The following is a 26,175-nucleotide window of genomic DNA, read 5'->3' as shown; positions in this document are numbered from 1 at the left end:
TTCACTTAACATTCTCGGTGAAGCGAAGCAGCAATGACAGGGAGGTTGCGGTGCCTATGCGGAGATAGCGGAGATAATTGTTAGTGAATAGAGAATTGTTTCAAGTGCGCAGACCGTTCTATTAGGACAGGTATCCCCAAAAAACAAAAGAGGTGAGTATCTATTGAGGCTATATCTTAAGCGTTCACTGATATCTATACTGGCAATTCTGACTCTCCTGCCCTCCAGTTTGGCAAGCGCTTCCACAGCTCCGACCGCAGACCCGGTTCCTGTGGCAGATTCTGTATGGGTGACTGATTCGGAGTTAGTGACCGGTCCGGTTACGGCACCTGACTCCGATGAAGCCCCTGCTTCCCCGGCGGAGCCGGATGCTGCTGCGGTGGCAGACGCTGCTGCACTGCCGGAGGCTGCTCCTGTTCAGGAGACTTCCCCTGAGCAAGTCCAGATGAAGACCGCCGCTGAAGCGGCCCCGCTGTTCCAATGGAGCTTCCGCCCCGGACAGGTGCTTGACCGCACCTCGGTGGTGAACAGCGTCTACCCCGATGCAGCCGCTGAACGCGCCGAGCTTAAGGGAGTCGCTGCCATTGTCTATGACGACCAGCGCGGAGATGTCCTCTCTTTACCCGGCGGAGGGAACGGTACTGCCTGGCTGAAGCTGCCCGATCAGCTCTACAGCGGGATCAAGGATGAACTGTCCATCTCCTTTTGGGCCAACATTGACTCATCGGCTAACGCATATAACCGTCTGCTGTCCTCCACGATTGCTGAGAAGGGGCTGACGAATGCCGGAGTAAGCGGCTGGCAGGACTCCGAGTTCATTATCATCGCCGGGGATGGCACGTTCAGCAACCGGATCTATACCGGCACGAATCCAAGCCAGATTGCCAGCTACAAAGGCGATATCGTCTGGAACCGTAACCCGGCCAAGGGCAAGTGGCAGCAGGTGACCGTCACTATGACCAGCAGCGGGGCCTACGAGGTATACCTGGACGGTGTTCCCGTTGGCATCAAAGGTCTGGATCAGGGCAAAAGCTCATCCGGAGCAACCATGCCCTCCGTTCTGGAGCATTTCTTCTCGCGTGATTATCTGAACGCCCTCAAATTCAATGATTTCGGCAGATCGCTCTATACCTCGGATGGAGATATCAAGGGGAAATTCGACGATCTGCGGATTTACAATGTCCAGTTAAATGCCAATCAGGTCAGCGCACTCTATGCAGAGACGAAGCATGAGGAGAACACCTCCGCCAAGCCGGCCAAAATCTCGGTCGATCTGGCAGACCGCTCGCTCGGACCTGTATTCCATGGCTCTTCCGGCGCACTGTATGCGATCAGCGAGCCGAATGTGCCGGATATCAATACACTGATTCCGATCAAGCCCTCGCATATCTCCCAAAAGCCGCCGAACGGCATCCAGCACCCGACTGGTGACGCGCTCCGGGTGTCGGACTATTTCTTCGAGGCTGGCGGGGAAGCTGTAAATATCGTTATGCAGGATTATTATCAGCATTGGTACTATCCGTCCAGAACGGCTAACGAATATATCCAGGAGGCCGTCATTCCGATTACAACAGCTGTCAAGGCCTATAAGCAGCAATGGGAGGCCGCGAATCCGGGGCGGGATGCGGATGCCAGATTCATCTATATCCCGTTCAATGAGCCTGAGCAGAACAATACCCGTTATCCCCAGCTGCTGGCGGATAACCAGACAGGCAAGAATTCAAGAGCCGTATTCAACAGCGACTGGCTGGCGGTAACGAAAAAGATCAAAGAGATTGACCCCGGCGCAGTCATTTCGGGAGTGAATCTAACCCAATATGGAGCCAAAGTATTCGAGGATTTCATTCCCTACTGCGTAGAAAATGACTGTCTGCCGGACATTATCAGCTGGCATATGCTGTGGGACAAAGCCTTCAACCAGGCTCCCTCGAACGTAGCCACCTTCCGGACGGTGGAAGCAGGGTCCTTGCAGCGCTATAAAGAGCTGTACCCGGACCGGACGGTTCCCTTCCCGATCAAAGTGGACATCAATGAGTATGCCGCAACCTCGGAGATTGCCGTAGGCGGCTCGCTGATTCATTACATCGCACGTTATGATGAGCTGAAAATGAACAGCATGCTGCCGTATTGGAACACGGCCAACTCCTACGGGTCGCTGCTCGCCGGGCAGAACGAGCCTAACGGGGCATGGTGGCTCTACAAATGGTATGCCGATATGATGGGCGGCGACATGGCCAAGATTGAGGTCATCAACGCCAGACATGAGAATGACGCCTTCGGCCCCGGCTTGTACGGGCTAAGCTCCATTCAGGACAACAAAAAGCAGGTTAGTATCGCGTTCGGAGGCACACAGGGAGACGGCCAGATCGTGTTCAACAACGTGACCGGCAATGGAAACAGCCCCTCCTTCCTCACAGAAGCAGAAGCCGTGCATATCACCGTATGGCATGCTGGATATACGGGCTTGACCGGATTTCTCGTAGAGCCTACCCAGATTCTGGACCGTGATTATCCCGTCAAGAACGGCTCGGTCACCCTGGATGTCAACCTGAACGATTACACCTCGGCGTATTATGCAGTCATTACTCCGGCTGTTGATCATGCCCCGAAGGAGACTTTCTATCAGCGCTTCGAGGCTGAGAATGCCGAGGTGCGGACCAATGTGACCCTGACGGATCACTATCCGCGCAAGAGCACCGGACGCTCTGCCTCGAACGGCCAGTACGTCCAAGGCATCAAGGCTGCGGACAGCCTGGTGAAATGGACGGAGGTTACGGTTCCGGCAGACGGGAGCTACCGGCTGGATCTGATTGGCGGCAGCAGCGCAACCTCCACCCTGCGCAATCAATCCAATACCGGAGATGCGAATCAGCGCATCAATTCCGAATGGTTCATCAAGATTGATGATCAGCCGGCAACGAAGCTGGTTCTGCGTGCGGATTACAACATGCAGCTGCTGGGAGGCAATACGATCTTTGCCGATCTGACGCAAGGGACACATTCCATCGGCATCAGCAAATACAACCCGGATACGGGAGAAGCGGGCCAGGGTGAATCCACCCTTGACGCGATGGAATTAACTTATAGCGGCTTACCAGGCGCACACCCCAATTACCGTGTACAGGCGGAATTCGCCGACTACGATCCTGCGCTGGGGTTATCGAGAGAGAGCAGCCTGGAAGGCTTCGAGGGTGCCGGATATGTGACCGGCTACGGCAGCAGCCAGGATGCCAATACCCGCTTTGTGGTAAGTGTGCTGCAAGACGGCATGTATGATCTGCAGATCCGCTATGCCACATCTGGCGCGGGCAAATTGCAAATTCAACATGACCGCAAGCCGCTCGTAGATCTGCCTGTTACCAATACCGGCGGACAATGGCAGACTGCTACAGTACCAACCTTCTTACGCACAGGCATCAACCTCGTTGATGTGCGTTCCAGCGCTGCGCTTAGCCTGGATTATATTAACGCAGCCTTCGTCAGCCAGACTTCTGTATATTCCGTTGAGGCAGAGGCGGCAACGGTCGTAGGTACTCCGGCCGGCTCCGAGCTGCCGCTCATCCGTGAGGATGCCTTTGCCAAATATGCTTCAGGCGGCAAATATGTGAACGGCATTACCTCCTACGACGGAGCGGAGCGGTATCTGGAGCTGAAGGACATCACAGTGTCCAAAGCAGGCACTTATAAACTGGTCGTTACCTACGCGAACGGTGAAAGTGCGGGGACACATGCTTACAACAATGACGTTGTTGAACGGTATGCGCAAGTAAGCGTCAACGGCGGCGAGCCGCAGACCGTCTTTTTCAAGAACACCATCTCATGGCAGCAGTTCGCCACACAGACCTTTGATGTTGAGCTGAAGGCAGGCCCCAACAGTATCCGCTTCTCCAATAATAATACGTATGACGGCGGCTCCAACCCTTATGGAGGAACAGGGGCGCAAGGCTTCACTCCTTACACAGCGGTCCCGCACCAATACGCACCTGCGTTCGACCGGTTCGATATTTATCCGCGGCATACGCTTGTGACTGACGGCGGCGGTGATCCCGGCGGCGGTAACAACGGCGGCGGTGATCCTGGCGGCGGCAATAACGGCGGCGGTGATCCTGGCGGCGGCAACAACGGCGGCGGCGATCCCGGCGGTAGCAACAACGGCGGCGGCGAAACTGGCGGCGGCAACAACGGCGGGAGTGGCAACGGCGGTGGCACTACCGTTGGTTCGGTCACCCCTGTTCAGCCAGAAGCACCAAGCGGCAGCGGCCATTTGACCGTCGAAGCAGAGGTTACAGGAACTACTGCAACAGCCATATTGGATGCCCAGAAAGTAAAAGCGGCAGACCAGATCACCGTCTCGTCTACGCTCGGCACCTTCCACTTCCCTGTAAAAGCGGTTGATACCGCAGCTTGGGGACAGCAATTGGGAACCGGGGACTGGAAGCTTAAGGTCAGTATGACGGTCCTGCCGGAACAGCGGCAGCAAGAGATCCTTCAGGCTGTCCTGGCAGCCCAGGGCAAATTAATCAGCCCTGCCATTGAATACACGGTAACGGCTGAAGCCAATGGACGCACAGTGGAGATTCCAGGGTTCAAGGGCAGCTATTCCCGGGGCACCCTGCAGCTCGACAGTCCGGCAGACAGCCGTAATACGACCGTGGTGCGGATCGAGAAGGACGGAAGCTTCACCTTCGTTCCGGCGGTCTTCAACGGCACCGGTGTAACCTTCTATAGTCCGAGCAACGGCACGTTTGCAGTGATTTCAAGCAATAAGACATTCGAGGATATCAAGGGGCACTGGGCACAGGCATCCGTCGAAAAGCTGGCCTCCAAGTACATCCTCACCGGCTTAACAGACAGCAGGTTCGCACCGAATGCTACCACTACCCGCGCGGAATTCGCTGCGATGATGGTTCGTGCGCTGGGCTACTCCTCCTCTAGTTCGGCAGATGTTGCGTTTAAGGATATCCCCACCGGCGCGTGGTACACCGGAAGCGTCGGGACAGCTGCTGAGCTGGGTCTGGTGCGGGGCGGAACGGACAATAATTTCCGGCCGAACGACATCATTACCCGCCAGGAGATGACCGTTATTCTGGTTAAAGCGATGGCCCTTGCAGGCTCGCCGCTCCCAGCTTCAGAGCTTCAGCCGGCAGCCTTCAAGGATGCAGGCAAGATTGCGGGCTGGGCGCAGCAGGATGTAGCCAAGGCAGTTCAGGCCGGCCTGATCACCGGAACGCCTGACGGACAATTCCATCCAGGGCAATCCGCCACCCGTGCAGAGGCGGCGACAGTGATTCTTAGATTGCTGGAGCAGGCGGGCTTCGTGAATTGAAATAAATGACACAGCGGCAGAACGGGACTGTTATCAGTCTTGTTCTGCCGCTTTTGTTATTATACTTAAATTCCCGGTTCGTGCAGCTACATATGCCGTCTGCGCTGTTCCGGCTTCATCCACTCCGGGGTCCAGGTTTGCTCTTTGTCATCTACCCGTTTACCTGGCGGAACAATAACATCAATCGCATCCAGCACATCTGTACTGAGCCTGGTCTCCGCACCGGAGATATAGGCACCCAATTGCTCCAAGGTCCGTGGTCCCCATATTATAGAGGTAACAGCCGGATGGCTTTGTGTAAAAGCGGTGGCCATATCCGCCAGCGAAATCCCCGATTCATTGGCCAACTGCTGCAATTGGGCAATGAGCTTGAACTTGTATTCATTTTCGGCAAGTTCCGGGTCGAGATTATCCATATATCCTTTTAAATCGGAAGCGCGTGTGCCGCTTTGTGCGGGCTGGCCCGGTTTATATTTTCCAGTCAGCAAGCCCCCGGATAGGGGACTATACACAAATAGAGACAAATTGTACTGCTTGGCGATTCCCGCAAGTTCAAATTCCATGCGCCGGTTAATCAACGAATAGGGTGTCTGTTCACTTACAAAACGCTGAATATGATAACGGTCGCTAATCGCCTGTGCTTGTACAAGCTGTCCGCCGAGGTGATTGGAGGTGCCGATATGATGAATTTTCCCCTCCCTCACCAAATCGTTTAACGTGAGCAGAATTTCTTCATAGCCCATCCATTCCAGCGGAAGATGAAGCTGATAAATGTCTATATAGTCGGTTTGCAGACGTAACAGACTTTGCTCGACAGCCGTCCTGATCGAGCGGCGTGACCCGCCGCTCTGATTAATTTTCTCAGGGGACTCCGCACCAAATTTAGTAGCCAGCAATACGTTCTCCCGTCTGTGCTTAATAGCTTGGCCTATCACACGTTCTGATTCTCCCTGTCCGTAAATATTAGAGGTATCCACTAGATTAATCCCGTAATCCAAAGCCTTATCTATGATTAGCCGGCTCTCTGCTTCACTTGTCCTGGTTCCAAAACCAGACCCGCCAAGCGCAAAGCTGCTGACCTTAGTACCGGTCTTTCCAAGAAAACGATATTCCATGTTAAACCTCCTAGTTAAGTTCCTGCCATGGCGAAGATAATGAACACATGTTGATTCCAGCGCTAGGACCTATTATAATCAGGCATACCAAGGAGATCAATGAACATTACAGGCAAAGTGTATATTAATAGATACAATGTCAATAGTGTTGATTAATTAATGGTTATCAGTAAAAAGGAGATCAGCCCATGATTGAACAGAGTACAGACATGAGAGTCGTCCGCAGCCGTACCCTAATGGAGAATGCCTTATTTTCTATTTTGGAGCAGGAAGGAATTAAAGGGCTGAAGGTCAAGAATCTATGTGAAAAAGCAGGGATTAACCGGGGTACCTTCTATTTGCACTATAAAGATATTTTTCATCTGATTGAGGAAACATCATTTATTCAAGGGTTATTAGAGGTATTTGAGCCCATCCATATGAAGGAGTTAATCGACTACCCTGATCCGCAAGGAGCTTTCCCACCTATCACTAAGGCCTTTGAATATATGCAGCAGCATGCCAGTTTTTTCAAGGCATTATTCCATCCGGATGCTCCGGCAGAGATCCAAGAACGCCTGCGGTATCTGACGGGTACACGCTTATATGATAATCTTATACAACATCAACCGGAGATGGATCACGAAAGCCGCCTGTTTACTGAATATGCCATAGCTTATTTGGGTAACGCCCAATTTGGGCTTATCCATCACTGGTTTATGAGCGACCGTGCCATGCCGCCCGAAGATATAGCCCGAATGTTAACCGTATATATACGTAATACCCCCTGTCTTGATAACACTGTCCCCACAAAATAACCCCACAAAGTGGGGCTCTAGCTTCGATGATGACTCAGGTACTTTGCGGGGACCCCAAAACATATACAGAGCAGCGGTTCTCCATCCTTGGAGACCGCTGCTCTGGCTTGTCAGTAACGTTAACGGAACAGCACGCATTTTCCCGATTCTCTGAAATACTGGATCAGCCGCTCAATGGGCTCTCGTCCGCATTTCAACTGGACGCCGAGGCAGTCGATGCACAGGAAATCCTGGGCATTGCGCGTGACCAGCTTCAGGTAAATCGCCACATCATCCGTCATTAAGGGGACGCCGCATTGTCTGCAGGTTCTGTTCATGCTCATACGCTTCTCTTCTTTCTTTACACCAGTTTCGCCCGTACAACCAGACAATCATGAGCTGGCACAACCGGAGCGAACCGTTCTCTGAACACCCCAAGCTCCTTGTGCTCCCAGCAGTCATACAGCGACAGCGATTTGCCGGAGGCATACGGAAGCCCGAAATCCCAGAATTGCAGCGACATCTCTCTTTGACCATCACTCAGATTGAAGAACCCGATGGCGAGGTCACCGTCTGCTAATACTTTTACCAGCATGAACACTTCATTGGTATGGAACCACTGCGGCTCAGGCTTAATGCGGTAAGCTCCGCGGCCCTCGATATCCTGGTTGATCGCAATCAGATCCGGGTTCAGCAGAATCTTCTTGGTAGCTTCATTCGCCTTGCGGATATCACTGCCGATCATTAGCGGAGAGCCCAGCAGGCTCCACAGCGAGAAGTGGGTCTTGTACTCCACATCCGTGCAGCCGCCGATCTGACTGCCGATGAAGTCACTGTTGCTGCCCCCGTACATGCCGACTACCAGCATATCCAGATCATTATGGCAGTAGGCTCCGGTGTAGGCGGCTTTGTCGAGCTGCGACAGCGCGAGGGTCTTGATCGATTCCCAGCTGTCCTGAATGTCGCCGGTGGACCGGTACATATGTGCGCCGGATTCACGAATCCACTGGTAGACGTTATCCTCACCCCAGTTACATGCGGAGAAGAGGATGTCCCTTCCGCAGTTTTTGAGGGCAAGACTCATCCGTTTGTACAGCAGCTCCCCCGACATATGTCTGGGCTTGAAACAGTAGTCATATTTAAGAAAATCTACGCCCCACTCCGCCAGCGACTCCGCATCCTGGAATTCATGCTCGAAGCTGCCCGGATACCCGGCGCAGGTATGCGTTCCCACACAAGAGTACATCCCGAACTTCAGTCCCTTGGAGTGAATATAATCTGCAACCGCCTTCATTCCGTTCGGGAATTTGACCGGATCAGCCACCAGCTTGCCATCCTTGTCCCGGTCCTTCAGGCTCCAGCAGTCGTCGATCACAATGTAATCATAACCCGCATCCTTATAACCGTCCGCCACCAGCGTATCGGCCGCTTCCCGGATCAATTGCTCGTTGATATCCCAAGTAAAAGTGTTCCACGAATTCCATCCCATCGGCGGCGTTAAGCCGAGCTGTTGCTGTTTGTCCATGATTCGTATTCATCCTTTCGAGTCCATCATTCCATGATTAGTTGCCAGCTAGTAGTCATCAGCATAAATACTGTATTCTTTATGTATTTAATCACAACAGGACCTTGCAAGCTATAGCTTAACGTTGCTTTTATATGGATGGATGTTGCTTTTCTTATATAAGGAGTGAGAGAGTCGCAGGTGTAAAGAGCTTGGTTTGTTTTATGCGGATTGTGATGCTTGTGGGCGCATATGCAGCAACTTCGACGGGAGTGGGCGGGTAGGCGGGTTGAAAAATCACACCTTCTCTGGCCCTGCCGCAAGCAAAACTACTTGTGTCATCTTCTCTCTCGGAAATAGGTGGACAAAGGTATCTTAATTTGCTGGATTCTCAGGATTGGGCGGGAGTAGGTGGAAAAGGAGCATCTAATTTGTTTAATTTCGTCACTTTAGAGCAAATGCGCAAAATTAAGTGTTGTTTATCCAACCGTTGCTGTAGGAGAAGCCTTCCGTTCATCAGCAAGTGTATAAAAGGCAATTGTTTCCCTCCACACACGCCCGATGTAATCGGTTTTGCGATTACATTCGGCACTCGCACCTCCCGCACGCTCAAAAAAGCCCCCTTCACCCCGCGCGGCAATCCGGTACTGTCCCGGACCGCCCTGCAGATCGAGAAGGGGGCTCTTACCATAAAGCTCTAGTTCACCTGAACCAGCTTCCACTGCTGGTGGAGATCGCCGCGGTAGAGGTTCTGCTGGAGCTTCGCGCCGTCTGCGGTGGAGGCTCCTGTGACTTCGACTGCCTTGTTACTGTTCACATTAAGAATGCTCCAGTAGCCGTTGCTCAGCTTGATGAGCCGGAACTGCTGGGCGGTGTTATTCAGATCCTGCATCAGCTGGATGGCTTCGCCGTTATTTTTCGACCCGTTGCGCACATCCATCACCTTATTGTCGGAAGAATTCACGCTGCGCAGCCGGTAAATATTATTGTACGTACCCATATCCGTAACCGTCCATTGCTGAGCCAGCGCGGTGTTCTCCGGCCACTGCTGGAGCTGAAGGGCGTTCGTATTCTGCCCGTTCGGAACATCAATCGCCTTGCCTGACGCCCGGTTGATCAGCTTATACTTCGCATTGTTGGTGACTCCGTTCCACACCCCGTTCCAAGGGTTGAACTGTGCCCGCTCATAATACCATTCGAAGATAAAGCGCGCCATGCCGTCCCGGGTGGCGTTGCCGTCATAGAGCAATCCGCCGTCCGGATCGGCGAAGGAGCTTTTGGGACCGGGATCGAGCAGGAAGCCGTTCATATGGACGGCAATGCTGACATTGCCGGCGGCGGTGAAGATCGCTTTGGTATTCTTGCCGAAGCCTGCGTTCGTACCGTTGAACAGATCCCAATACGAGGAGTCTCCCGGCTGGTTCTTGAACCAGGTAGTTTCAGTAATATTGATCGGGTAAGCATCGGCAGCAGGCTTGATGCTGCTATCCCAGATCTGCTGAAGCGAGTTGAAATTGTCATAAGCGCCGTAGCCCGGATACCAGTGTACGGCATAGCCGTAATTGTTCAGCGGGTCGGTCAGCGGACTGGATGCCGTCAGCTGGTAATGCTGATCCCAGCCGAGCCCGGAAGCCCAGATCACATTGTCCGCGCCCTTGCTGCGGATGGTCGAGATCATCGAGTTCTGGAAGTTCTTCAGCGAATTCCAGAACGCCGCGAAGTTCGGCTGGGAGGGATTGCCGCCCCATTGTCCGTTCACATCGCTCAGCACAGGCTCGTTCACCAGCTCGAACATAACATTATCCGCGCTCTTGAGTCCCGGCTGAGAGGCCAGATAACCCCAGATCTGATTGAACTTGTCCAGATTGGCCTGGGTGGTCGCTTTGTTGTCCAGCAGGGTGAAGTCCAGCCCCAGCGTGACATACAGCCCCTTCGTCTTCGCATACTCCACATAAGGAATGATCAGATTCTGGGTAGCTGCCTGAAGGCCCGCGAAGTTATACGTTCCTGCTGCGACATCGCCCATATCCTCCCGGTCGATGAACAGGCGGACCTGATTCGAGTACCAGCCGTGGCTATTGCCGTATTTGCCGGAGGTGCTGGTGAAGGTATCCGTGATCTCCTTCAGGTACTCCAGAGTGGCCTTATGCCGGTTCCCGCCGTTGCGGTTCAGATAATAATTGCTGTTCTGATACGTCCAGTAAGCCCCGGTAGGCTGATGCCAGCCGCTTAGCAGCACAGGCTGTCCGCTGCTGTTCACCAGCTGATTGCCGCTTACATGCAGCTTGGGAACAGGCGAACCCTCCCAAGCGTTTGCCGTGCCACCGCCGGACTGCATCGGCGTAAGCAGCAGGGCCAGCATCACCAGCAGCTTCATGGACCAGCTTAACTTCCTTTTTCTCACAGATACCCATCTCCTTCTCATTTCGTGGAATCGGCGGATGCCGTCTTCATGAAAGCGAATACATCTGAATTGTACTCTGCACGGAGACGGGCGGAAACCTGTGTGATTATAGTTGATAGACTTACAGATTATAGTTGATAGACTGACATATTATAGATTTGCATGCATAGACTCCCTGTATTCCTGGGGGGTCATTCCCGTCATTTTTTTGAAGAACCGGGTGAAGGAATGGTGGGCCTCATAACCGACATACATTGCTACATCGCGGATTTTGAGCGCTTCACTTACCAGCAGCTCCTTCGCCTTGACCGCCCGGCACTGATCGATGTACTCTGACAGGTTAATGCCCTGCTCCTGCTTGAAGAAGCGGGACAGGTACGACGGATTGAAATAATGCAGCTCGGCCAGCCGCACCAGAGACAGGTCCTCGCCCAAATGGCTGTGGATATATTCGCAGATCCGTTCAATAACCTCTGAGGAGCGCTCCTTCTCGGCTGTGCTTCTCCGCTCGAAGAGATCTGCGGCCAGCCTCTCCAGATAAGAGATGCCCTCCCCCAGGGACGAATGCTCGTCCAGCCGCATCAGCTTGCCATATTCATTAACTAGGCTGTAGAGCTCCGAGCGGTTCATATGGGACAGCAGCACAAGCGCAACCGTATAATACAGCTCGGCCGCCTCTTCCACGGAGACGCCCGAATGAATGCCTTCCCGGATCTCCTCCAGCGTCTCGGCGAACCGCTCCCGCCGTCCGGCATCCAGATGGGCTGCAAGATTCTCCACCCGCTGGTGAAGCCGGACCCCCGTCTCACGGATTACGTCAGGCTCGGGCGGACCGCTGCGGTCAATCTGCACCATAGAGATGCCGTCCCCGATCTTCATCTGCTGCAGCCGGTGAAGCCGCTCGTAATGGCGGCCGGTCTCTGTCCAGGCACAGGCCGAGCCGCTGACCGTAAAAGCAACCGGCAGGCCCAGCGTCTGCCGGCAGGATTCCTGGATCATCTCCAGCGTCCCCTCCAGATACCGCGCGAAATTCCCGCCGAAGACAGCCTCGGCATTATGCAGAGGCTGCAGCAGCCACAGGAGATCCCCGTGCCTGTCGAGCACCCAGGCATGCCGGGTCATCTCCACCAGATGGGAATTCCAGATCAGCCGGGAAGAGGTCAGAAGCTCACGCCGGTCCATGTAAGAGATGCCCTCCGGGTATGTAAGCCGTCCAAGCACGAGCATGACCGGGAATTGGGCTTCCAAACTGATACCCAGCTTGCTGAAATCTGCGCTTAAAGCATCCGTATCCGCACACAAGACCTGGCTGTCCTGAAGCAGATGGCGGAGATAATCACCCTGCGCCGCCGTCTCCATGGAATCGCGCTGCTCCCTGGACTGCTCCAGCAGCTCGCTCAGCATATTGCCCTGCTCAATCTCCTGCAGCACCTCCTGCACCGTCTCAATAATCTTGTCGAAGCCCTCCGTCTTCAGCAAATAACGGGCCCCGGGAATCTGCAGCGCACTATAGGCGTAATCGAATTCGCTGTAGCCGGTCAGAAAAACAATCCTCGACCGCGGCCAAAACTCCCGGATCTGCTCAGACATCTCCAGCCCGCTCATGCCGGGCATGCGGATATCCGTCAGCACAATATCGATTCGTGTGCGTGCGAGCCACTCCAGGGCCGCTTTTGCCGAATAGACCTTGTAGACATCAAGCTTGTCCGGTAGCAGTTGATTGAACGCCTCGTATAAGCCGTCTGTTATTATCTCTTCATCATCAACGATCAATAGTCTGTACAAGACCTTCACCTCCTGTCAGCCTGATCCGGATCTCTACCCGGAGGCCGCTTAATGTGCTTCTGTCCAGGAACAGGCCGCTGCCTTCCCCGTAGATTAATTGGATGCGCCGGTGAATATTGCTCATACCGGTAACTTCATGTGTTCCGCCGTTCTGATTCAGCCGCCTTCTCAAGGTCTCGATCCGTTCATCGGTCAGCCCGCTTCCGTTATCCTCGACAATAATGCGGATCTCCCGTTCCTCCTGTTCAAAAGAAACCCGCAGCTCCCCATCCTCCGCCTGCTTCTCCAGACAATGCTCATAGGCATTCTCGATAATCGGCTGGAGAATCAGGCGCGGAACCCGCAGCTCCTTCATGGCTTCCGGCAGCTCGTCGAACTGAACCTGAATGCGCCTGGAGAAGCGCATCTTCTGGATTTCCGTATACATCCGGGAATGGCGCGTCTCCTCCGCAAGCCGGACATTATCCTCCCCGTTACGGGTGATGAACCGGAAATATTCGCCCAGCATGCCAGCGAATTCCTCAATCCGGGAGCTGTCCCCCTGCTTCGCCAGAGCGCTGAGAATGAAGAAGCTGTTATAGAGGAAATGCGGGTTGATCTGCGACTGGAGCTGCTTCAGCTCCGCCCGCTGCATCATCAGCTTCTGGGTGTAATCCTGGTCAATCAGCATCCGCAGCCGGCTGAGCATCTGGTTGAACCGGAGATACAGATAGCCGAATTCATCCTTGCGGCCATGGTCAATCTGAATATCAAGTGAGCCGCTCTCCATCCGTTTGAAGCTGCGGATCAGCACAAGCAGCGGCTTCTGGACGAACTTATAGGTGGCGTAGGAATAGATCAGCACCGCCAGGAAGGACGCCGCCGCGAACAGCCAGGCCCAGACCACGAACTTGGTCAGCGGGCGCTTGACCGCCTTCTCCGGCAAGTAGGTAGCCACAGCCATCCCCAGCTTGTCCGAGGTGAAGCTGTCAATATGATACCGTATTCCATCCAGCTCCCAGTTGTACAGATTCCCCTCATCGATCGCCTGGTGATAGCTCTCAATCATCTCCGGGGAGCTGTTCTCTGTACCGAGTGCAAAGTCCGTCAGCCGCGAGACCAGCAGCGAGCCGCTCTCCTCGTACGCGTTGATCGCCCGGAGCGAATCCTTCAGCTTCTCGTTATCCAGCTCAATCTGAACGATGAACAGCGGTGGCTCATTCCTCCTGCCGCTGGATTGGGTAACGCTTAACTCCAGGAAGTTGTTCCAGTTGATCAGCCGGCCTTCTTTTCTCAGATCGACCGACCGGAAGAAATTGAACTTGCTGCTGTCAAAATGATCAATGCCGTTCATCGCGGACAGCGTTTTGTTAATGGTACGGATATGAACGAACACATCGCCGATGTAGGCGCTGCTGTTCTTCAGGGAGGTGAGCCGCTGCGTGATGTAGTTCAGGCTCTCCCGCTTTTGAACATCGTCCATATAGTTCCAGGTAACGGCAATCTTGTTCAGCTCGGTATCCTGGGCAAGATCATACTGCTGGATCTCCATCCACTCCACCTCGCGGTTCAGGTCCTCCAGATAATAGGTTAATTGCGACAGGGTCGCTCTGGACAGGTCCTGGCTTGCATTCCTGTAGCTCCAGTTGTAGAGGTAGAGTCCAAGCAGCAGAATCGGCAGAATAATAGCGAGATAAGTGACAACCATCCGGATAAAAATAGTGTGGCGCATCGACACCGCAGGAAACTTAAGCATGTGTACCGCCTCCATTGCTCTGCTCAGGCCCGATCATTTGCCGCTCCCGCCCTTCTCTGCATACCAGTCATTGACCTCAGCCGTAATCTGCTCGCCGCCCAGCTTGTTCCACTGGGCCACGAAATTATCGAACTGGCTGATTGGTCTGCCCTGAATGATATCAAGGAAGGCATCAATCTGAAGATTATTTAGAATATTCTGCTTCTCGATCATAGTCTCTGTAGGTGCGCCGACGAAGCTCTCATAGAGCAGCTGAGATTTACGTTCATACCCGTCCAGGATGGAAAAAGCACCCGAAGGCCCATACGTCCGCTCCCAGCCCCAGCCTGTCTCGCTGTCCGCACCTCCCGCCTCGTAAGCGGCAATCCGCTTCTGGATCGTCTTCGCTTCATCCTGAAGCACGGAGGCATCGCCGGTGCGCCGGAAGGTCTCCAGCTCCCGGAAGGCCTCCAGGTTCTTCTGCACCGGAAACGGCGTCACCGGCGACAGCTTCCACACCGCCTGCGGAGCGTTATAATACCGCTCCACCTCACTCGTAGTCCCCCAGTTCTTCTCCAGATGCAGGTTAATCAGCTTGATCAGTGCTTCAGGATGCTGAACACCTTGCTTGACCGCCAGGAACTGGTTCGTGCTGAACGGAAGCGGCACCTTCGGCGGTGCCCCGGACTCCGAGACCAGCGGGAAGGCTTGCCACTCGGCCTGCGGATTATGCTCACGGCTGAGCTGTACGAGGAAGGAGCCCCACTGCTCCCCATACATCATGCCGACCTGCTCATGCTCAATCCAGCCGCTGGCCTTGACCCCGTCCTTGAAGGCGAATTCCCTGTCAATCTGTCCCGTCCGGTACAAGTCCTGAAGCACCTGCAGAGCATGCTTGACCTCCGGCTGGATACCTCCATAGACCAGCTTACCGGTCTTGTCCTTCATCCAGATTCCGGGATACGCACCATAACCGGCCATGAAGCCGGTAAGTCCCATGACCGGGTCCCACAGGTATTTGGTTGCCGCAAGACCGTAAGTATCATGCTTGCCGTTAGCGTCAGGATCTTGCTGCGTAAACGCTTTCGAAATAGCCAGCACTTCTGCCATTGTCTGCGGCGGCTGCAAGCCGAGCCGCTCCAGCCAGTCCGTCCGAATCCACAGGAACATTGCGCCCTCAATGGACGAATTGGTCTCCGGGATGGCCATAAGCTTGCCGTCAAGGGTAACCGTCTCGAACGGACCGGTCCCTTCCTCGCTCAGCACCTTGCGGGTTAACGGGGTTGCATACTGGTCATAGACTTCGCTCAGGTCCTGGATCAGCCCTGCATTGCTCAGCACCCTGAGCTGCGAAGCATTCACCCGCACAATATCGGGGATATCCCCGGAGGCCAGAGATACCCCCAGCTTACGGGAGTAGATGGAGCTCCACTCCGTCCAATCATAGGTAATCTTAATCCCGAGCACCTCTTCATACAGCTCGGTCCAGCGGTTATGCTCCAGCGTTTCCCCCGGCAATTCCTTCAGTATTTCTTCCAGTGCATCGTTGTTCTCACGTACGAACGACAGCTGAATCGGCGGATCATATTTGCTTAGACCCGGCTCCTCATAGAGCGGAGCGCTCCCCGGCTGTCCTTCTGGGACCGGAGAACGCTCCGCAAGGCTATCACTCTTCTCACAAGCGGTCAACAGTTGTACGGCCATGCATGCAGCGACAGTCCAGGCCATTGTATTCTTGATTGTTTTGGGCACCAGTTGCAACCTCACTTTGCAAGATTATTACTACCAGAATATTATATTATCCCGGCAAAAATAAAGGAATTGTAAGGTGCAATTCTTGTTTGGCTTACCCGTTCTTTACCATTTAAAAATCTGTGACCGTCTGGAAGGCCGGTTTGGGCTGATGCTGCCTGTCGAACAGCATCGGCGCTTCGGTCCGCTCGACCGGGAATGTGCTCAGCCAAGTATGATCATCCGCAATGCCCCAGAACATGACCCCGCTTAACAGCTCCTTCCGGTCTCTTAAAGCAGCGAATAGCTCGCCGTACCGCGCGGCCTGCCGCTGCAGGATGTCTTCGGGAACCACAGGACCGACATCGCTGAGATCATTATAGACATACAGGCTCATATCCAGCTCGGTGATCTGATTATCCAGGCCCAGGGCATGGAACTTCTCCATGGACTCGATTATGCTCTCCACCGAAGGATACTCCAGATTAATATGGGTCTGGTGGCCAACCCCGTCAATCGGCACTCCCTTCGCCAGCATGTCCTTCACCAGCTCGTAGAGCCGGTCCCGCTTCTCCGGGTTGTCTGTGCCGTAATCATTGATGTACAGCTTAAGCTCCGGTCCTCCAGCCTTGCGGGCCGCCCGGAAGGCTGTCTCGATGAATCCGGTACCGGTAAGCTTGTACCAGTCGCTGGCCCGCATGCCGTCCGGGTCATTCGGCTCAATCACCTCATTCACTACATCCCAGGAGGAGATGTCGTCCTTGTAACGGCTGACAACAGCGGTGATGTAGCTGTCGAGCCGCTTCAGCAGCAGCTTCTTGTTCGCTTCGCGCCCTGCTGCATCGGTCTCATCCGCCATCGCCTGACCGGCTTCATCGCGGAAGAACCACTCCGGGGTCTGGCTGTGCCACACCAGGGTGTGGAAGCGCAGCCCTATACCGTTCGCCTTGGCGAAGGCGACGATCCGGTCGGCCCTTTCCCAGGTGAAGGTGCCTTCAGCGGGTGCAATCGCATCCGGCTTCATGGCATTCTCGGCCACGAGCCAGTTCACATGCCGCTTCAGCAGTTCTGCCGTGGCCCCTTCGGTCTGGTCCGGCTCCACTGCAGCGCCTATGGGGAAGTAATCCGCATAGGCTGCCGCCAGCGGCGCGGCCTCCTGCTGCACCGGAGCTTCCGCCGCAGCTTCAGGCGAAGCTGTAGCGGCCGCGGCCGGAGTCCCGGCGGGTGAGGCTGCCGGGGATGACGCTGCGCTCTCCTGCGGCCCCGGCGAGGGTGCAGCCGGAGCCGCATCCCCGCCCGGAGCGGAGCAGCCGGATAACCCTAGAAGCGCGGCTGCGAAGACTATACTCCGGGCCAGTCCGGCCGGAGTGCTTGTTCTGTTATTTTGGCGCATAGTCATCCTCCTTCTACGGTTAACCCACAATCCCGGTACGCTCGATACTCTCCACGAAATACCGCTGCACGAACAGGTAGATGATAATCAGCGGCAGAATCGCCAGCAGAATCCCTGTATCCTGGACCATGCTGAGGTAGAACGGATCAGCCTTGGAATTGGCCCCGTCCTCCAGCAGAATCGCCAGATTATACGGCAGCGAGCCGAGCTGGGTCGCCATCACCTTGCTGGAGGTCAGATAGGTTGTGGTGAAGAAGCTGTCGTTCCATTGCCACACAAACGAGAAGAGCAGCACCGTAACAATCGAGGGTATCGCGTTAGGCAGCATAATCCGGTAGAAGGTCTTGCCTACCCCGGCCCCGTCAATGTAAGCTGCTTCCTCCACCTCTTTGGGAATCCCCCGGAAGAACTGCCGGAAGATGAAAATGTACAGCCCCGCCTTCAGCGAGTTCGCCGTAGCAGAGGTTAGAATAAACGGCCAGTAGGTGTTGAGCAGATTCAATGATTTGCCGCCGGTTAAGAGCGGAATCAGCCCCATCAGGCTGAAATCCTTCAAATTCAGGTAGACCGGAATCAGAATCGTGATCGGCGGGACCAGAATCGTCAATATGACCCCGGCGAATAACAGCTGGCTTCCCTTGAACTTCAGCCGGGCGAAGCCATACCCTGCAAGCGCGCAGGAGATGGCGGTCAAGATTGTAGTCAGCGCCGACAGGGTGAAGGTATTCAGCAAGGCCTGCCAGTAATCCATAATTCCAATCGCTTTGACGAAGTTGTCGAGCGTATAATTCTCGGGAAGCCAGACGACAATCGGTGAATACAGATCGCTCTTGGCCTTGAAGGCCGTGGATATCTTCTGGAGCACCGGATAGAGGATCACGAACGACAGGCCTGCAATGAGCGTCAGCCGCACGAAGGACCATATCCATTTCTTCCAGCGTTCGAGCGACAGTAAGCGGGTCGCATGCAATAGTCCCATCCTCCCTTTAATCATAGTAGAAGACCTTCTTCGAGATCAGATAGCTGCTGACGGCCAGAATTAAGGCTACTGCGGCGAAATACAGCCAGGCCATCGCAGAGCTTAGACCGAAGTTGAACTGGGTGAAGCCAGTCTCCCGGATCAGGTCAGTCATGGCGTTATTCGAGAAGGAATCGATAATCGTATAGATGGAATTCACCAGAATGAGCGGGCTGACCATGGGAAAAGTGATTTTCCAAAAGGCCTCATAGCCGGTTGCCCCTTCCATCTTGGACGCCTCATACAGCTGCGGCGAGATGGTCTGGATGCCGGCCAGGAAAATCAGAATCTGTACGCCGGACTGGCTCACAATACTATAGATACGGCTCACGGCGCTGGTCAGATAGTTCACTACCCATTCGCTTAAGCCCGCGTCCAGCATCAGCCCCTCCAGCTCGAAGGTGCCCAGTCCCTGAATCGCCCCCGCACCGGCGTTCTGATCGTTGACCGCCTGTATCAGGCTGCTGCTCTCCAGGCTCAGAATGACCCCGGAGGCCAGAATGACAGGCAGGAAGAAGATCGAGCGGGCCAGCGATCGGCCGATGAATTTCTGATTCAGCAGCACCGCCAGAAACAGGCTGAAGATAACGATCAGCGGCACATTGATGACCATATTCATCATGGCATCAGCCAGCGAGCGGTTGAATTCGGTATTGACCGTCAGTGCTTCAACATAATTCTGGAAGCCGCTGAAATGAACAATCAGTCCGTCGGAATTGGCCTGCACCGAGCTTAAGCTGTAGCGCAGCGAAGACAACAACGGAATCAGGAAGAAGAAGATGAAGCCGAGCAGCCAGGGCAGCACATAGAAGAAGCCCATGAATGCCTTTTGCTCTTTGTAGGATCTGCGGTCCAGTCTAAGTATGGATTTCAAGATTGCTCACCACCCGTAATATAGCTTTCGGCTTCAACCGTCCGGCCCCCGGCAACGACTGCGGTCTTATTGTAGTTGACGATGACAGACATCCCGTTACCGTAAGTGCTTTTATACACACCGTCTGCCAGCTTCTCATGACCGGTCAGCCGTTGATGCTGAACGTTCTTCATCACTCCGTTCACTTCGGTGTACATCTCAGCCGCCTGGTTGATCCACTGCTCATAATGGACCGCATACAGGTTATCGAAGTCGGTATCCTTCACCTTGTAATTAGGCGCATACATCCATTCATAATAGAGGCCGGAGCCATACTCCAGGCTCTTCAGGATATATTGCCTTGGATTCGTGAACGTGGACAGGTTAAAAGGCTTACCGGTGTAATTCACATATCCCCGCACCACCATCGGATAGAACGGAATCTCCTCATCCTCCAGCTTGAACCGGCTGCTGGACACCGGAGCATCCGTAATGTCAGAGAGATACGGGAGGGCGTAGGCATTCCCGCCGTCTGCGAGAATGCGCAAGGACTGTCCGGTGATCTTCTCCAGTGACTGGACCGATATCTGCTCGGACGCAGACCGGTCGATCTCCTGGTTCTTGCGGAAATCACTGTTCAATTGATCGGCCATATCCCGCAGCGAGATGCCGCCGGTCTGAAACGGCGCAATCTCCTTCAGCGTGGCATCGACATATCCGCCGACCCTGCTTGGCGAAATAATGTAGGCAGGGGTGAAGGAACGGTCCCGCCGGTTCAAGGCCATATTGTACGGATAGACAGCTGCCGGAATCTCACTGAGCATCCGGGAAGCCTTCTGGTTAATCCGGAAGCCGGAGGTCTGGTTCGCCCGCAGCAGAGCTACGTCAGGGAAGAGCTGAATGTCTTGCTCCTTAGCGTATGCAGCCAGCCGGTTCAGCCCGTTACTGCCGCCGATTGCCTTATCCACCGACAGCCGGTCCGGCACCTTATGATCCAGGCCCCGGTTGAACCAGCCGGCATATTTCAGCTTGATATTATCAATGCCGCGCTGCTTCATTTGCTCCAGAATGCTCTCAGCTTGCTCGAAGGTGGTCAGTGCCTCCAGCGATTGATACGGAATACCCAGGACATGCTTGGTCTTCGTGATTCCGCCCACCAGCTCCAGATAGAACGGCGTATTCACAGGGGCTTCTGCGGAAGCTGCCGGCTGCGCCTCAGGCAGTCCGCCATGCTCCGCCAGATAGCTCTGGTAATAACGCGCCATGCCTGGATAGGACGCTTCCGCTCCGCTCAGGAACGCGTAACGGACGATATAATCTGTCTTAGGCGGCTCCTGCTGGAATTTCGGCAGGGTGCGGTTCTGATCGCTTGACGTCAGGGTAAGATCCCCCTTGGCAATCAGGGTGAAGCTCGGATACACATAGTTGTAGCCGTTCAATCTGCCGCTGGTATCCGCGTTGATGGTGGCCAAGGATGCGCCCTGTTCAATAATGCCCAGCATGGCGCCTTCCTCCCGGATCAGGCCGAACACCGGCAGCTTGACCTCCTGCTGCTGTGCGTAGGCATCCGTGGTCTCCATCGTCCCGTCCACACCATACACTGCCTGCTTGTATGCGGGATAACGGGTCTTGCCGTTATTGAAATGAATCAGCGCTCCTGAGCCGTCCGGCACCAGGATGGACCCGGAGTCCTTGCTCCCTCCGGCACCCAGGAAGCTCAGCAGGGAGATGTCATTCACCGGATAATCCGCAGGATAACGGATATCCGCTACCGGAACCTTGACGACCAGCTGGTCCCCGTCCAGGGCATATTCAATGGCGAGCTGGAAAATACGCGGCGCAGGCTTGGTCTGGCTGAGGTTGTTCTCAGCGATATCCTGCTGCAGATCCTCCTCTGTGTACCCTGCCTTCTCGAAGCCCTTCAGGGTCCGCTCCAGCTGAAGCCCCTTCAGCGCTTCATCGTTTCGTGTATATACTCCGTTCTCCTCATCGAAATTGTAGGCAATTTTCATCGTCCGCTGCCCGGTCTTATCCATCTTGCTCATGATCTTCTCCTCGAACCGCTCCTTGCCCATCTTCATCGGCAGATCCTCCGCTGTTGCAGCGGCCGTGCCGAACTGGTAGAAGACCTTGACGCCCTCCGGCGTCAGTTCCATCTTCATTTGCTTATGGGCCACGCTGTCCGTATACGAATTGACAGAGCTGACTTGACCCAGGTTGTTATAGAAATCCAGCTTGAGCTGCGCGGACAGCAGGTCTTTATTATCCCCGCTGGCCTTGGCATCCGCTTCACGGTCCAGCGGGTTGCTGTACCAGAGCGTCCCGTCCGACAGATTCTTGACAGCGATCCCTCCGGTAGCTTCATCCATGAACAGCCGGAGCTGCGCGTTCTCGAGCACACCTGTCATACCGCTCACCCCAGTATCGGTGAAGGCAGATTTCAGCGCGCTCCCTGCCGTAAAGGACACTTCAAGATTCGGTTCATGCCCGCTGGCCTGGCTGCCTGAGCTTGACGCCGAGCAGCCGGCCAGCACACTCATACTGAAGAGAATCGAGAGCAGCATGATTAACGGCTTCCTCATTCCCGGTCCTCCTCCTATCTCCTCAAGACAATTTCTTGGTATATGGTTGAGACGAATGCAATCATCTGCTGAATCAGACTGAAGAACAGCAGGGTCAGGAAAGCCATGAAGGCCATAGCGAGCAGCGTCAGCAGAATCGTCCCGATCGTTTTGGACGGGGAGAACTGATGAACGGTCATAATGCCCACATACAGCAGCAGTCCCGACCAGAGGATGGCAAAGTTTTTGAAAAAGTAATAAAAAGAGCTCTCCTGGGCCGAGATGAAATTGCTGATCCAGATCCAGGGGAAATTAATCAGCACTATCGGAAGCAGTGCAAAGCAGGTGGTAATAAAAATCTCCACGAACTTCCCCTCCCCGTCCATCAGCGTGGTCAGCGACCAGTTCGCCACACACCAGAACAGAACAGGAACCAGCACATAGACCGCTTCCAGCAGGCTGTTGAGATACCTCGGATTATTCATATTTACCAGGAACCCGCTGTATTGATCGCCCAGAACATTCGTCAGAATCAGCATAAACAGAATGCCGAAGGAGATGATCAGACTGGTTTTTTGACTGCGTTCATATTTGAGGTCCCAGTATCCGTTGAACGGATGAACCATCACATACAGCGGATGTTGCAGCGCTTCTCTGTTCAATGGAGCTCCACCTTCTTTCTGGCCTTCATTTTCCGGTACATCCTCAGGCCCAGCCATAGAGCTAACAGTACGATCAGACCCGTCATAATAGTGGAGAAATGTTCGCGAAGCACTTCCTTACGGTAGAGCAGGAACGCTTTGGAGTAGTTGGTCCGGTCCATGCTGCGCTCGAAATACTCCGCCGACTCCTTGTACTCGCCTTGCCGCAGATAAGCCTTGCCAATGCCCGCATAGGCGTACTCCATATTCGCATTCAAGTTGACGACCTTGCTGAACTCCTGGGAGGCCAGCTCCTCATCACCGTTATAGTAGCTGCGCACAGCACTGTTCAGCGTTCTTCCGTACTCTGTGGTCTGGAATACCGTGATTTCACCCAGTGCCTGATCCAGCACCAGAATATCGTCACCGCTGTGCTCAATGGCAACCGGAGTGTTGAATTCGCCCAGACGGTTACCGATTCCGCCGAAAATGTACAGCAGATAGCCGTCCCCGTTGTACGTGAACACCCGGCCCCGGCTGGCATCCAGCACCGCGTATATTTCACTGTCGCTCACATCAATATCCACGAGCCGCGGGGCACCGCCCGAGCGCGTGGAGTAGAGCAGATCACCGCTGGGCTTGTAATAGCCCTCTCTCCGCAGAATATCTGCTCCCTGCGCGTTCAGCTTCTTAATCGGGTCCCCGTAATCGTCACCGTTGGTAGCGTACAGAAAGCCTTCGTCATTAATGTCCAGATTCGTGAACTCGGTTGGCGTATACATGACCATCTGCTCGCGCTGCGCCTTAGTGGAGATTGATTTCCAGAAATACTCCACCGCATCGACATGCACCCGGTTCGCGCCAATGAACGATTTGAACACACCATCCGCCCCGAATTCCATGAATCCGTCGAAGACGCCGGCCGACATCACATAGATGCGGTCCGCCTTGTCTACAGCAACACGGACAGGCTGAAATTCAAAATTCGCCTGCAATAACTCGGACTTCGGGGCTTCAATGATCCCCACAGCCTTGAAGCTGCTATCGAGATGGACGATACGCTTATTGCCCGTGTCTGCGACATACACTTCCTTCTGCTGCGTCACATAGATGCCCTGCGGATTGTTGAACTTCTCCGCCTTCCCCATGAACTGGAACGCGTCTACCGTCTTGACGGATTTGTAGTCCTGATCCAGTATTACAAACCGGTTATTGCCGCTATCCAGAACATAGATCTGCTTATCCGCCGTAACCTGAATATCCTGCGGATTGTTGAATGGGCCCGCACCGGAGCTGGCACCCGTGATTAGCGTAGTAGCCTCGTAGGCGGACGGAGCCGCCACCGCATTCTCCCAGTATGAATAATTGTAGGAAGGGGCTGCGCTCTCTGCCAGGGCCAGCTCTCCGCCAAGCCCCAGACTGACCAGGCAGCACAAGGCCAGCAGACCGGTTCTCAGTTTCTTTATCCTTGCGACCATTGTCACCGTTCCTCCTCTCTACTCTTTCATACCGGATGTGGCCATCGTCTGGATGACACTGCTCTGTGAAATAATGAACAACAGAATCGGCACGGTCATCAGCAGCAGAGCGACTGCCGCTCCGACCCCGGCACGCGCAATTCCTCCCTGGATGACCTGGCTGAGCGCGTAGTGAAGCGTCTTCAGGTTCTCACTGTAGATGAAGCTTCCTCCATCTGTGCCCCACAGTGCCGGAAATTGCAGAATCATCAGCGTCAGCCAGGCCGGCTTCACATTCGGCATTACGATTTGCCAGAACACGCGGTACTCATTCGCACCGTCGATTTTGGCCGCCTCAATCAGCGCGTCCGGGATCTGCTCCATGAACTGCTTCATCAGGAACAAGCCTAGCGAGAAGGCCAGTGACGGCACGATAATCGCCGCTTGGGTATTGATCCACCCCAGCTGTGACATGACCAGATAGTTCGGTATTGCCGTAACATGCGGCGAGAACATCAGGGACAGCACTACAATCTTGAACAGAACGCTTGAGCCCGGGAATTTGAACTTGGCCAGCGGATACGCCGCTGCCGACGCCAGCAGGATATGTCCTGCGGTTCCTACCAGTGTGATCAGCAGTGTGTTCGCAATGTATCTGGTGAACGGCACCCAGGAATTGCCCATGATCACCATCAGATCGGTGAAGTTCTCCAGCGTCGGGTTCCGCACCAGAAATCTCGGCGGGAAGATGAACAGCTCATCCAGCGGCTTGAAGGCATTGTTCACCGTGTAGATCAGCGGAAGAACCATGAACGCGCCGAAGCCCAGCAGCAGGCCGAAGAGCATAAAGCTGACAGCAAAGGAACGGTTCAGTCTTTTTTGAGGGCGAAAGGCCCCTATCACTCTTGAATACAGGGTCATTCACCCACCTTTCGGAGCAGCTTCTGAGTCATCATATTGGTTCCGAGCATAATCGCGAAGAGAATGGTTGCAATGGCAGAGGCATAGCCCATCTCAAAGCGCAGTGTCCCGTAATCCATCAGATGCGTGACCACCGTATGTCCCGCATAGTTGACGCTCGGGAAGCCCGCAAGCGCAATAGAGACCTCGGCAACCGCGAAGGAGGCGGTAATCTGCATGACCGCGCCGAACATCAGCTGCGGACGCATGGACGGCAACGTAATGAACCACAGCTCCTGCCAGCGGTTCCTGATCCCGTCCATCGCTCCTGCTTCGAACAGCGTCTGGTCCACGGTCTGAAGTCCGGCGATGAACGCCAGGAAGCTTGTGCCGAGACTCAGCCAGAGCTGTACAATAATGACAATGGCGAGAATGTACTTCTCATTCTGCAGCCATTGAATCGGCTCCAGCAGCACCCCGATCTTCATCAGGAAGCCGTTGAGATAACCATAGCTGTCCCCCGAGAAGACGATCAGCCAGATGAAGAACACATTGCCCGAGATGGAAGGGGCATAGAAGACCAGTGTCATCAGCGACCGGACAAAGGGCGACAGCTCATTGATCAGCCAGGCGAACAGGAAGCAGGCAATATAGCTCAGCGGGCCTGTGATGACCGCGAACAGAAAGGTGTTCTTCAGCGCGATCATGAACACATCATCGCCCAGCAGCAGCCTGGAATAGTTCTCCCAGCCTATGAATCTCGGCGTCTCCAGCATATTGAAATAGAAGAAGCTCAGCCCGAAGGAGACGACCACCGGGATCACCGTGAACAGGAAGAAGATGATCATATAGGGACTCATCATGAAATAATAATGCTTGCTCTTCTTGATATCTTTCCATAATTGCGCCAGGCGGGATTCCTTGAGCGGACCGCCAGCCAGCCCTTGCAAGGCTGGTTCAGTGGTATTGTGTATTTGTACCATCAGCTTACAGCCTC

At 54.4% G+C, this 26,175-nt stretch carries 17 protein-coding genes; 2 read left to right on the top strand and 15 right to left on the bottom strand.

The genetic code is table 11. The annotated features are described in order from the left end of the window. Window positions 1-229 precede the first annotated feature (229 nt). Window positions 230-5,326, top strand: coding sequence for an S-layer homology domain-containing protein (locus NST43_RS10390; protein WP_339224241.1), 5,097 nt, complete (start codon window positions 230-232; stop codon window positions 5,324-5,326). Window positions 5,327-5,412: 86 nt separating this feature from the next. Here the strand turns inward: NST43_RS10390 and NST43_RS10385 are convergent, their stop codons facing one another. Then, window positions 5,413-6,441, bottom strand: coding sequence for an aldo/keto reductase (locus NST43_RS10385; protein WP_339224239.1), 1,029 nt, complete (start codon window positions 6,439-6,441; stop codon window positions 5,413-5,415). A 188-nt stretch (window positions 6,442-6,629) separates the two neighbouring features. On the opposite strand from NST43_RS10385, the gene NST43_RS10380 reads away from it, so the two are divergent. Beyond that, entirely contained in the window at window positions 6,630-7,238 is a 609-nt protein-coding gene (locus NST43_RS10380; RefSeq protein ID WP_339224238.1) for a TetR/AcrR family transcriptional regulator C-terminal domain-containing protein, read from the top strand. Between the two features lie 119 nt (window positions 7,239-7,357). Here NST43_RS10380 and NST43_RS10375 read toward each other — a convergent pair whose 3' ends face one another. The 14 genes from NST43_RS10375 to NST43_RS10310 form a co-directional block, all read right to left on the bottom strand. Beyond that, complete coding sequence (locus NST43_RS10375; protein WP_209992510.1) at window positions 7,358-7,561, bottom strand: hypothetical protein; 204 nt, start codon at window positions 7,559-7,561, stop codon at window positions 7,358-7,360. 17 nt (window positions 7,562-7,578) lie between these two features. Then, the gene (locus NST43_RS10370) at window positions 7,579-8,742 is read right to left on the bottom strand and encodes a glycoside hydrolase family 27 protein (protein WP_209992402.1); all 1,164 of its coding nucleotides are present in this window, start codon (window positions 8,740-8,742) and stop codon (window positions 7,579-7,581) included. A 676-nt stretch (window positions 8,743-9,418) separates the two neighbouring features. After that, on the bottom strand, window positions 9,419-11,125 hold the full coding sequence (locus NST43_RS10365; RefSeq protein ID WP_339224235.1) for an RICIN domain-containing protein: 1,707 nt from the start codon (window positions 11,123-11,125) through the stop codon (window positions 9,419-9,421). Between the two features lie 150 nt (window positions 11,126-11,275). Then, window positions 11,276-12,910 carry a response regulator gene (locus NST43_RS10360; RefSeq protein ID WP_209992403.1) on the bottom strand — a complete coding sequence of 545 codons (1,635 nt, stop codon included), beginning with the start codon at window positions 12,908-12,910 and terminating at the stop codon, window positions 11,276-11,278. Next, window positions 12,888-14,645 carry a histidine kinase gene (locus tag NST43_RS10355; protein WP_209992404.1) on the bottom strand — a complete coding sequence of 586 codons (1,758 nt, stop codon included), beginning with the start codon at window positions 14,643-14,645 and terminating at the stop codon, window positions 12,888-12,890. Before NST43_RS10355 ends, NST43_RS10360 begins: the two co-directional genes overlap by 23 nt. A 33-nt stretch (window positions 14,646-14,678) precedes the next feature. After that, window positions 14,679-16,328, bottom strand: coding sequence for an extracellular solute-binding protein (locus tag NST43_RS10350; protein WP_339224232.1), 1,650 nt, complete (start codon window positions 16,326-16,328; stop codon window positions 14,679-14,681). A gap of 160 nt (window positions 16,329-16,488) precedes the next feature. After that, entirely contained in the window at window positions 16,489-17,748 is a 1,260-nt protein-coding gene (locus tag NST43_RS10345) for an endo-1,4-beta-xylanase (RefSeq protein WP_339224230.1), read from the bottom strand. A gap of 19 nt (window positions 17,749-17,767) precedes the next feature. Further along, window positions 17,768-18,718, bottom strand: coding sequence for a carbohydrate ABC transporter permease (locus NST43_RS10340; RefSeq protein ID WP_209992501.1), 951 nt, complete (start codon window positions 18,716-18,718; stop codon window positions 17,768-17,770). 16 nt (window positions 18,719-18,734) lie between these two features. Next, the gene (locus tag NST43_RS10335; RefSeq protein WP_339224228.1) at window positions 18,735-19,640 is read right to left on the bottom strand and encodes a sugar ABC transporter permease; all 906 of its coding nucleotides are present in this window, start codon (window positions 19,638-19,640) and stop codon (window positions 18,735-18,737) included. Next, window positions 19,637-22,201 (bottom strand): DUF5696 domain-containing protein, encoded by a 2,565-nt coding sequence (locus tag NST43_RS10330; protein WP_339224226.1) that lies wholly within the window; start codon window positions 22,199-22,201, stop codon window positions 19,637-19,639. The genes NST43_RS10335 and NST43_RS10330 overlap by 4 nt, the downstream gene beginning before the upstream one ends. 14 nt (window positions 22,202-22,215) lie before the next feature. Then, window positions 22,216-22,842, bottom strand: a complete 627-nt coding sequence (locus NST43_RS10325; protein WP_209992407.1) for a YIP1 family protein — start codon at window positions 22,840-22,842, stop codon at window positions 22,216-22,218. Continuing rightward, a complete protein-coding gene (locus tag NST43_RS10320; RefSeq protein WP_209992408.1) occupies window positions 22,839-24,299 on the bottom strand; it encodes a hypothetical protein in 1,461 nt (486 codons plus the stop codon). The genes NST43_RS10325 and NST43_RS10320 overlap by 4 nt, the downstream gene beginning before the upstream one ends. 18 nt (window positions 24,300-24,317) lie before the next feature. Beyond that, window positions 24,318-25,199, bottom strand: a complete 882-nt coding sequence (locus NST43_RS10315) for a carbohydrate ABC transporter permease (protein ID WP_209992409.1) — start codon at window positions 25,197-25,199, stop codon at window positions 24,318-24,320. Then, a complete protein-coding gene (locus NST43_RS10310) occupies window positions 25,196-26,161 on the bottom strand; it encodes a sugar ABC transporter permease (RefSeq protein WP_209992410.1) in 966 nt (321 codons plus the stop codon). Before NST43_RS10310 ends, NST43_RS10315 begins: the two co-directional genes overlap by 4 nt. Window positions 26,162-26,175: the final 14 nt, after the last annotated feature.

Origin of the sequence: Paenibacillus sp. FSL H8-0332 (assembly GCF_037963835.1) — a bacterium.
Taxonomy (GTDB): domain Bacteria; phylum Bacillota; class Bacilli; order Paenibacillales; family Paenibacillaceae; genus Paenibacillus_AQ; species Paenibacillus_AQ rhizoplanae.
The sequence above is the reverse complement of the archived record's forward strand: the minus strand, read 5'-3'. Positions and strand labels throughout refer to the sequence as shown.

Excerpts from the sequence above, each read along its gene's own strand:
- NST43_RS10385 (WP_339224239.1), bottom strand. The coding sequence starts at position 6,441 with ATGGAATATCGTTTTCTTGGAAAGACCGGTACTAAGGTCAGCAGCTTT.
- NST43_RS10380 (WP_339224238.1), top strand. The coding sequence starts at position 6,630 with ATGATTGAACAGAGTACAGACATGAGAGTCGTCCGCAGCCGTACCCTA.
- NST43_RS10375 (WP_209992510.1), bottom strand. The coding sequence starts at position 7,561 with ATGAGCATGAACAGAACCTGCAGACAATGCGGCGTCCCCTTAATGACG.
- NST43_RS10370 (WP_209992402.1), bottom strand. The coding sequence starts at position 8,742 with ATGGACAAACAGCAACAGCTCGGCTTAACGCCGCCGATGGGATGGAAT.
- NST43_RS10355 (WP_209992404.1), bottom strand. The coding sequence starts at position 14,645 with ATGCTTAAGTTTCCTGCGGTGTCGATGCGCCACACTATTTTTATCCGG.
- NST43_RS10350 (WP_339224232.1), bottom strand. The coding sequence starts at position 16,328 with ATGGCCGTACAACTGTTGACCGCTTGTGAGAAGAGTGATAGCCTTGCG.
- NST43_RS10345 (WP_339224230.1), bottom strand. The coding sequence starts at position 17,748 with ATGCGCCAAAATAACAGAACAAGCACTCCGGCCGGACTGGCCCGGAGT.
- NST43_RS10330 (WP_339224226.1), bottom strand. The coding sequence starts at position 22,201 with ATGAGGAAGCCGTTAATCATGCTGCTCTCGATTCTCTTCAGTATGAGT.
- NST43_RS10320 (WP_209992408.1), bottom strand. The coding sequence starts at position 24,299 with ATGGTCGCAAGGATAAAGAAACTGAGAACCGGTCTGCTGGCCTTGTGC.
- NST43_RS10315 (WP_209992409.1), bottom strand. The coding sequence starts at position 25,199 with ATGACCCTGTATTCAAGAGTGATAGGGGCCTTTCGCCCTCAAAAAAGA.
- NST43_RS10310 (WP_209992410.1), bottom strand. The coding sequence starts at position 26,161 with ATGGTACAAATACACAATACCACTGAACCAGCCTTGCAAGGGCTGGCT.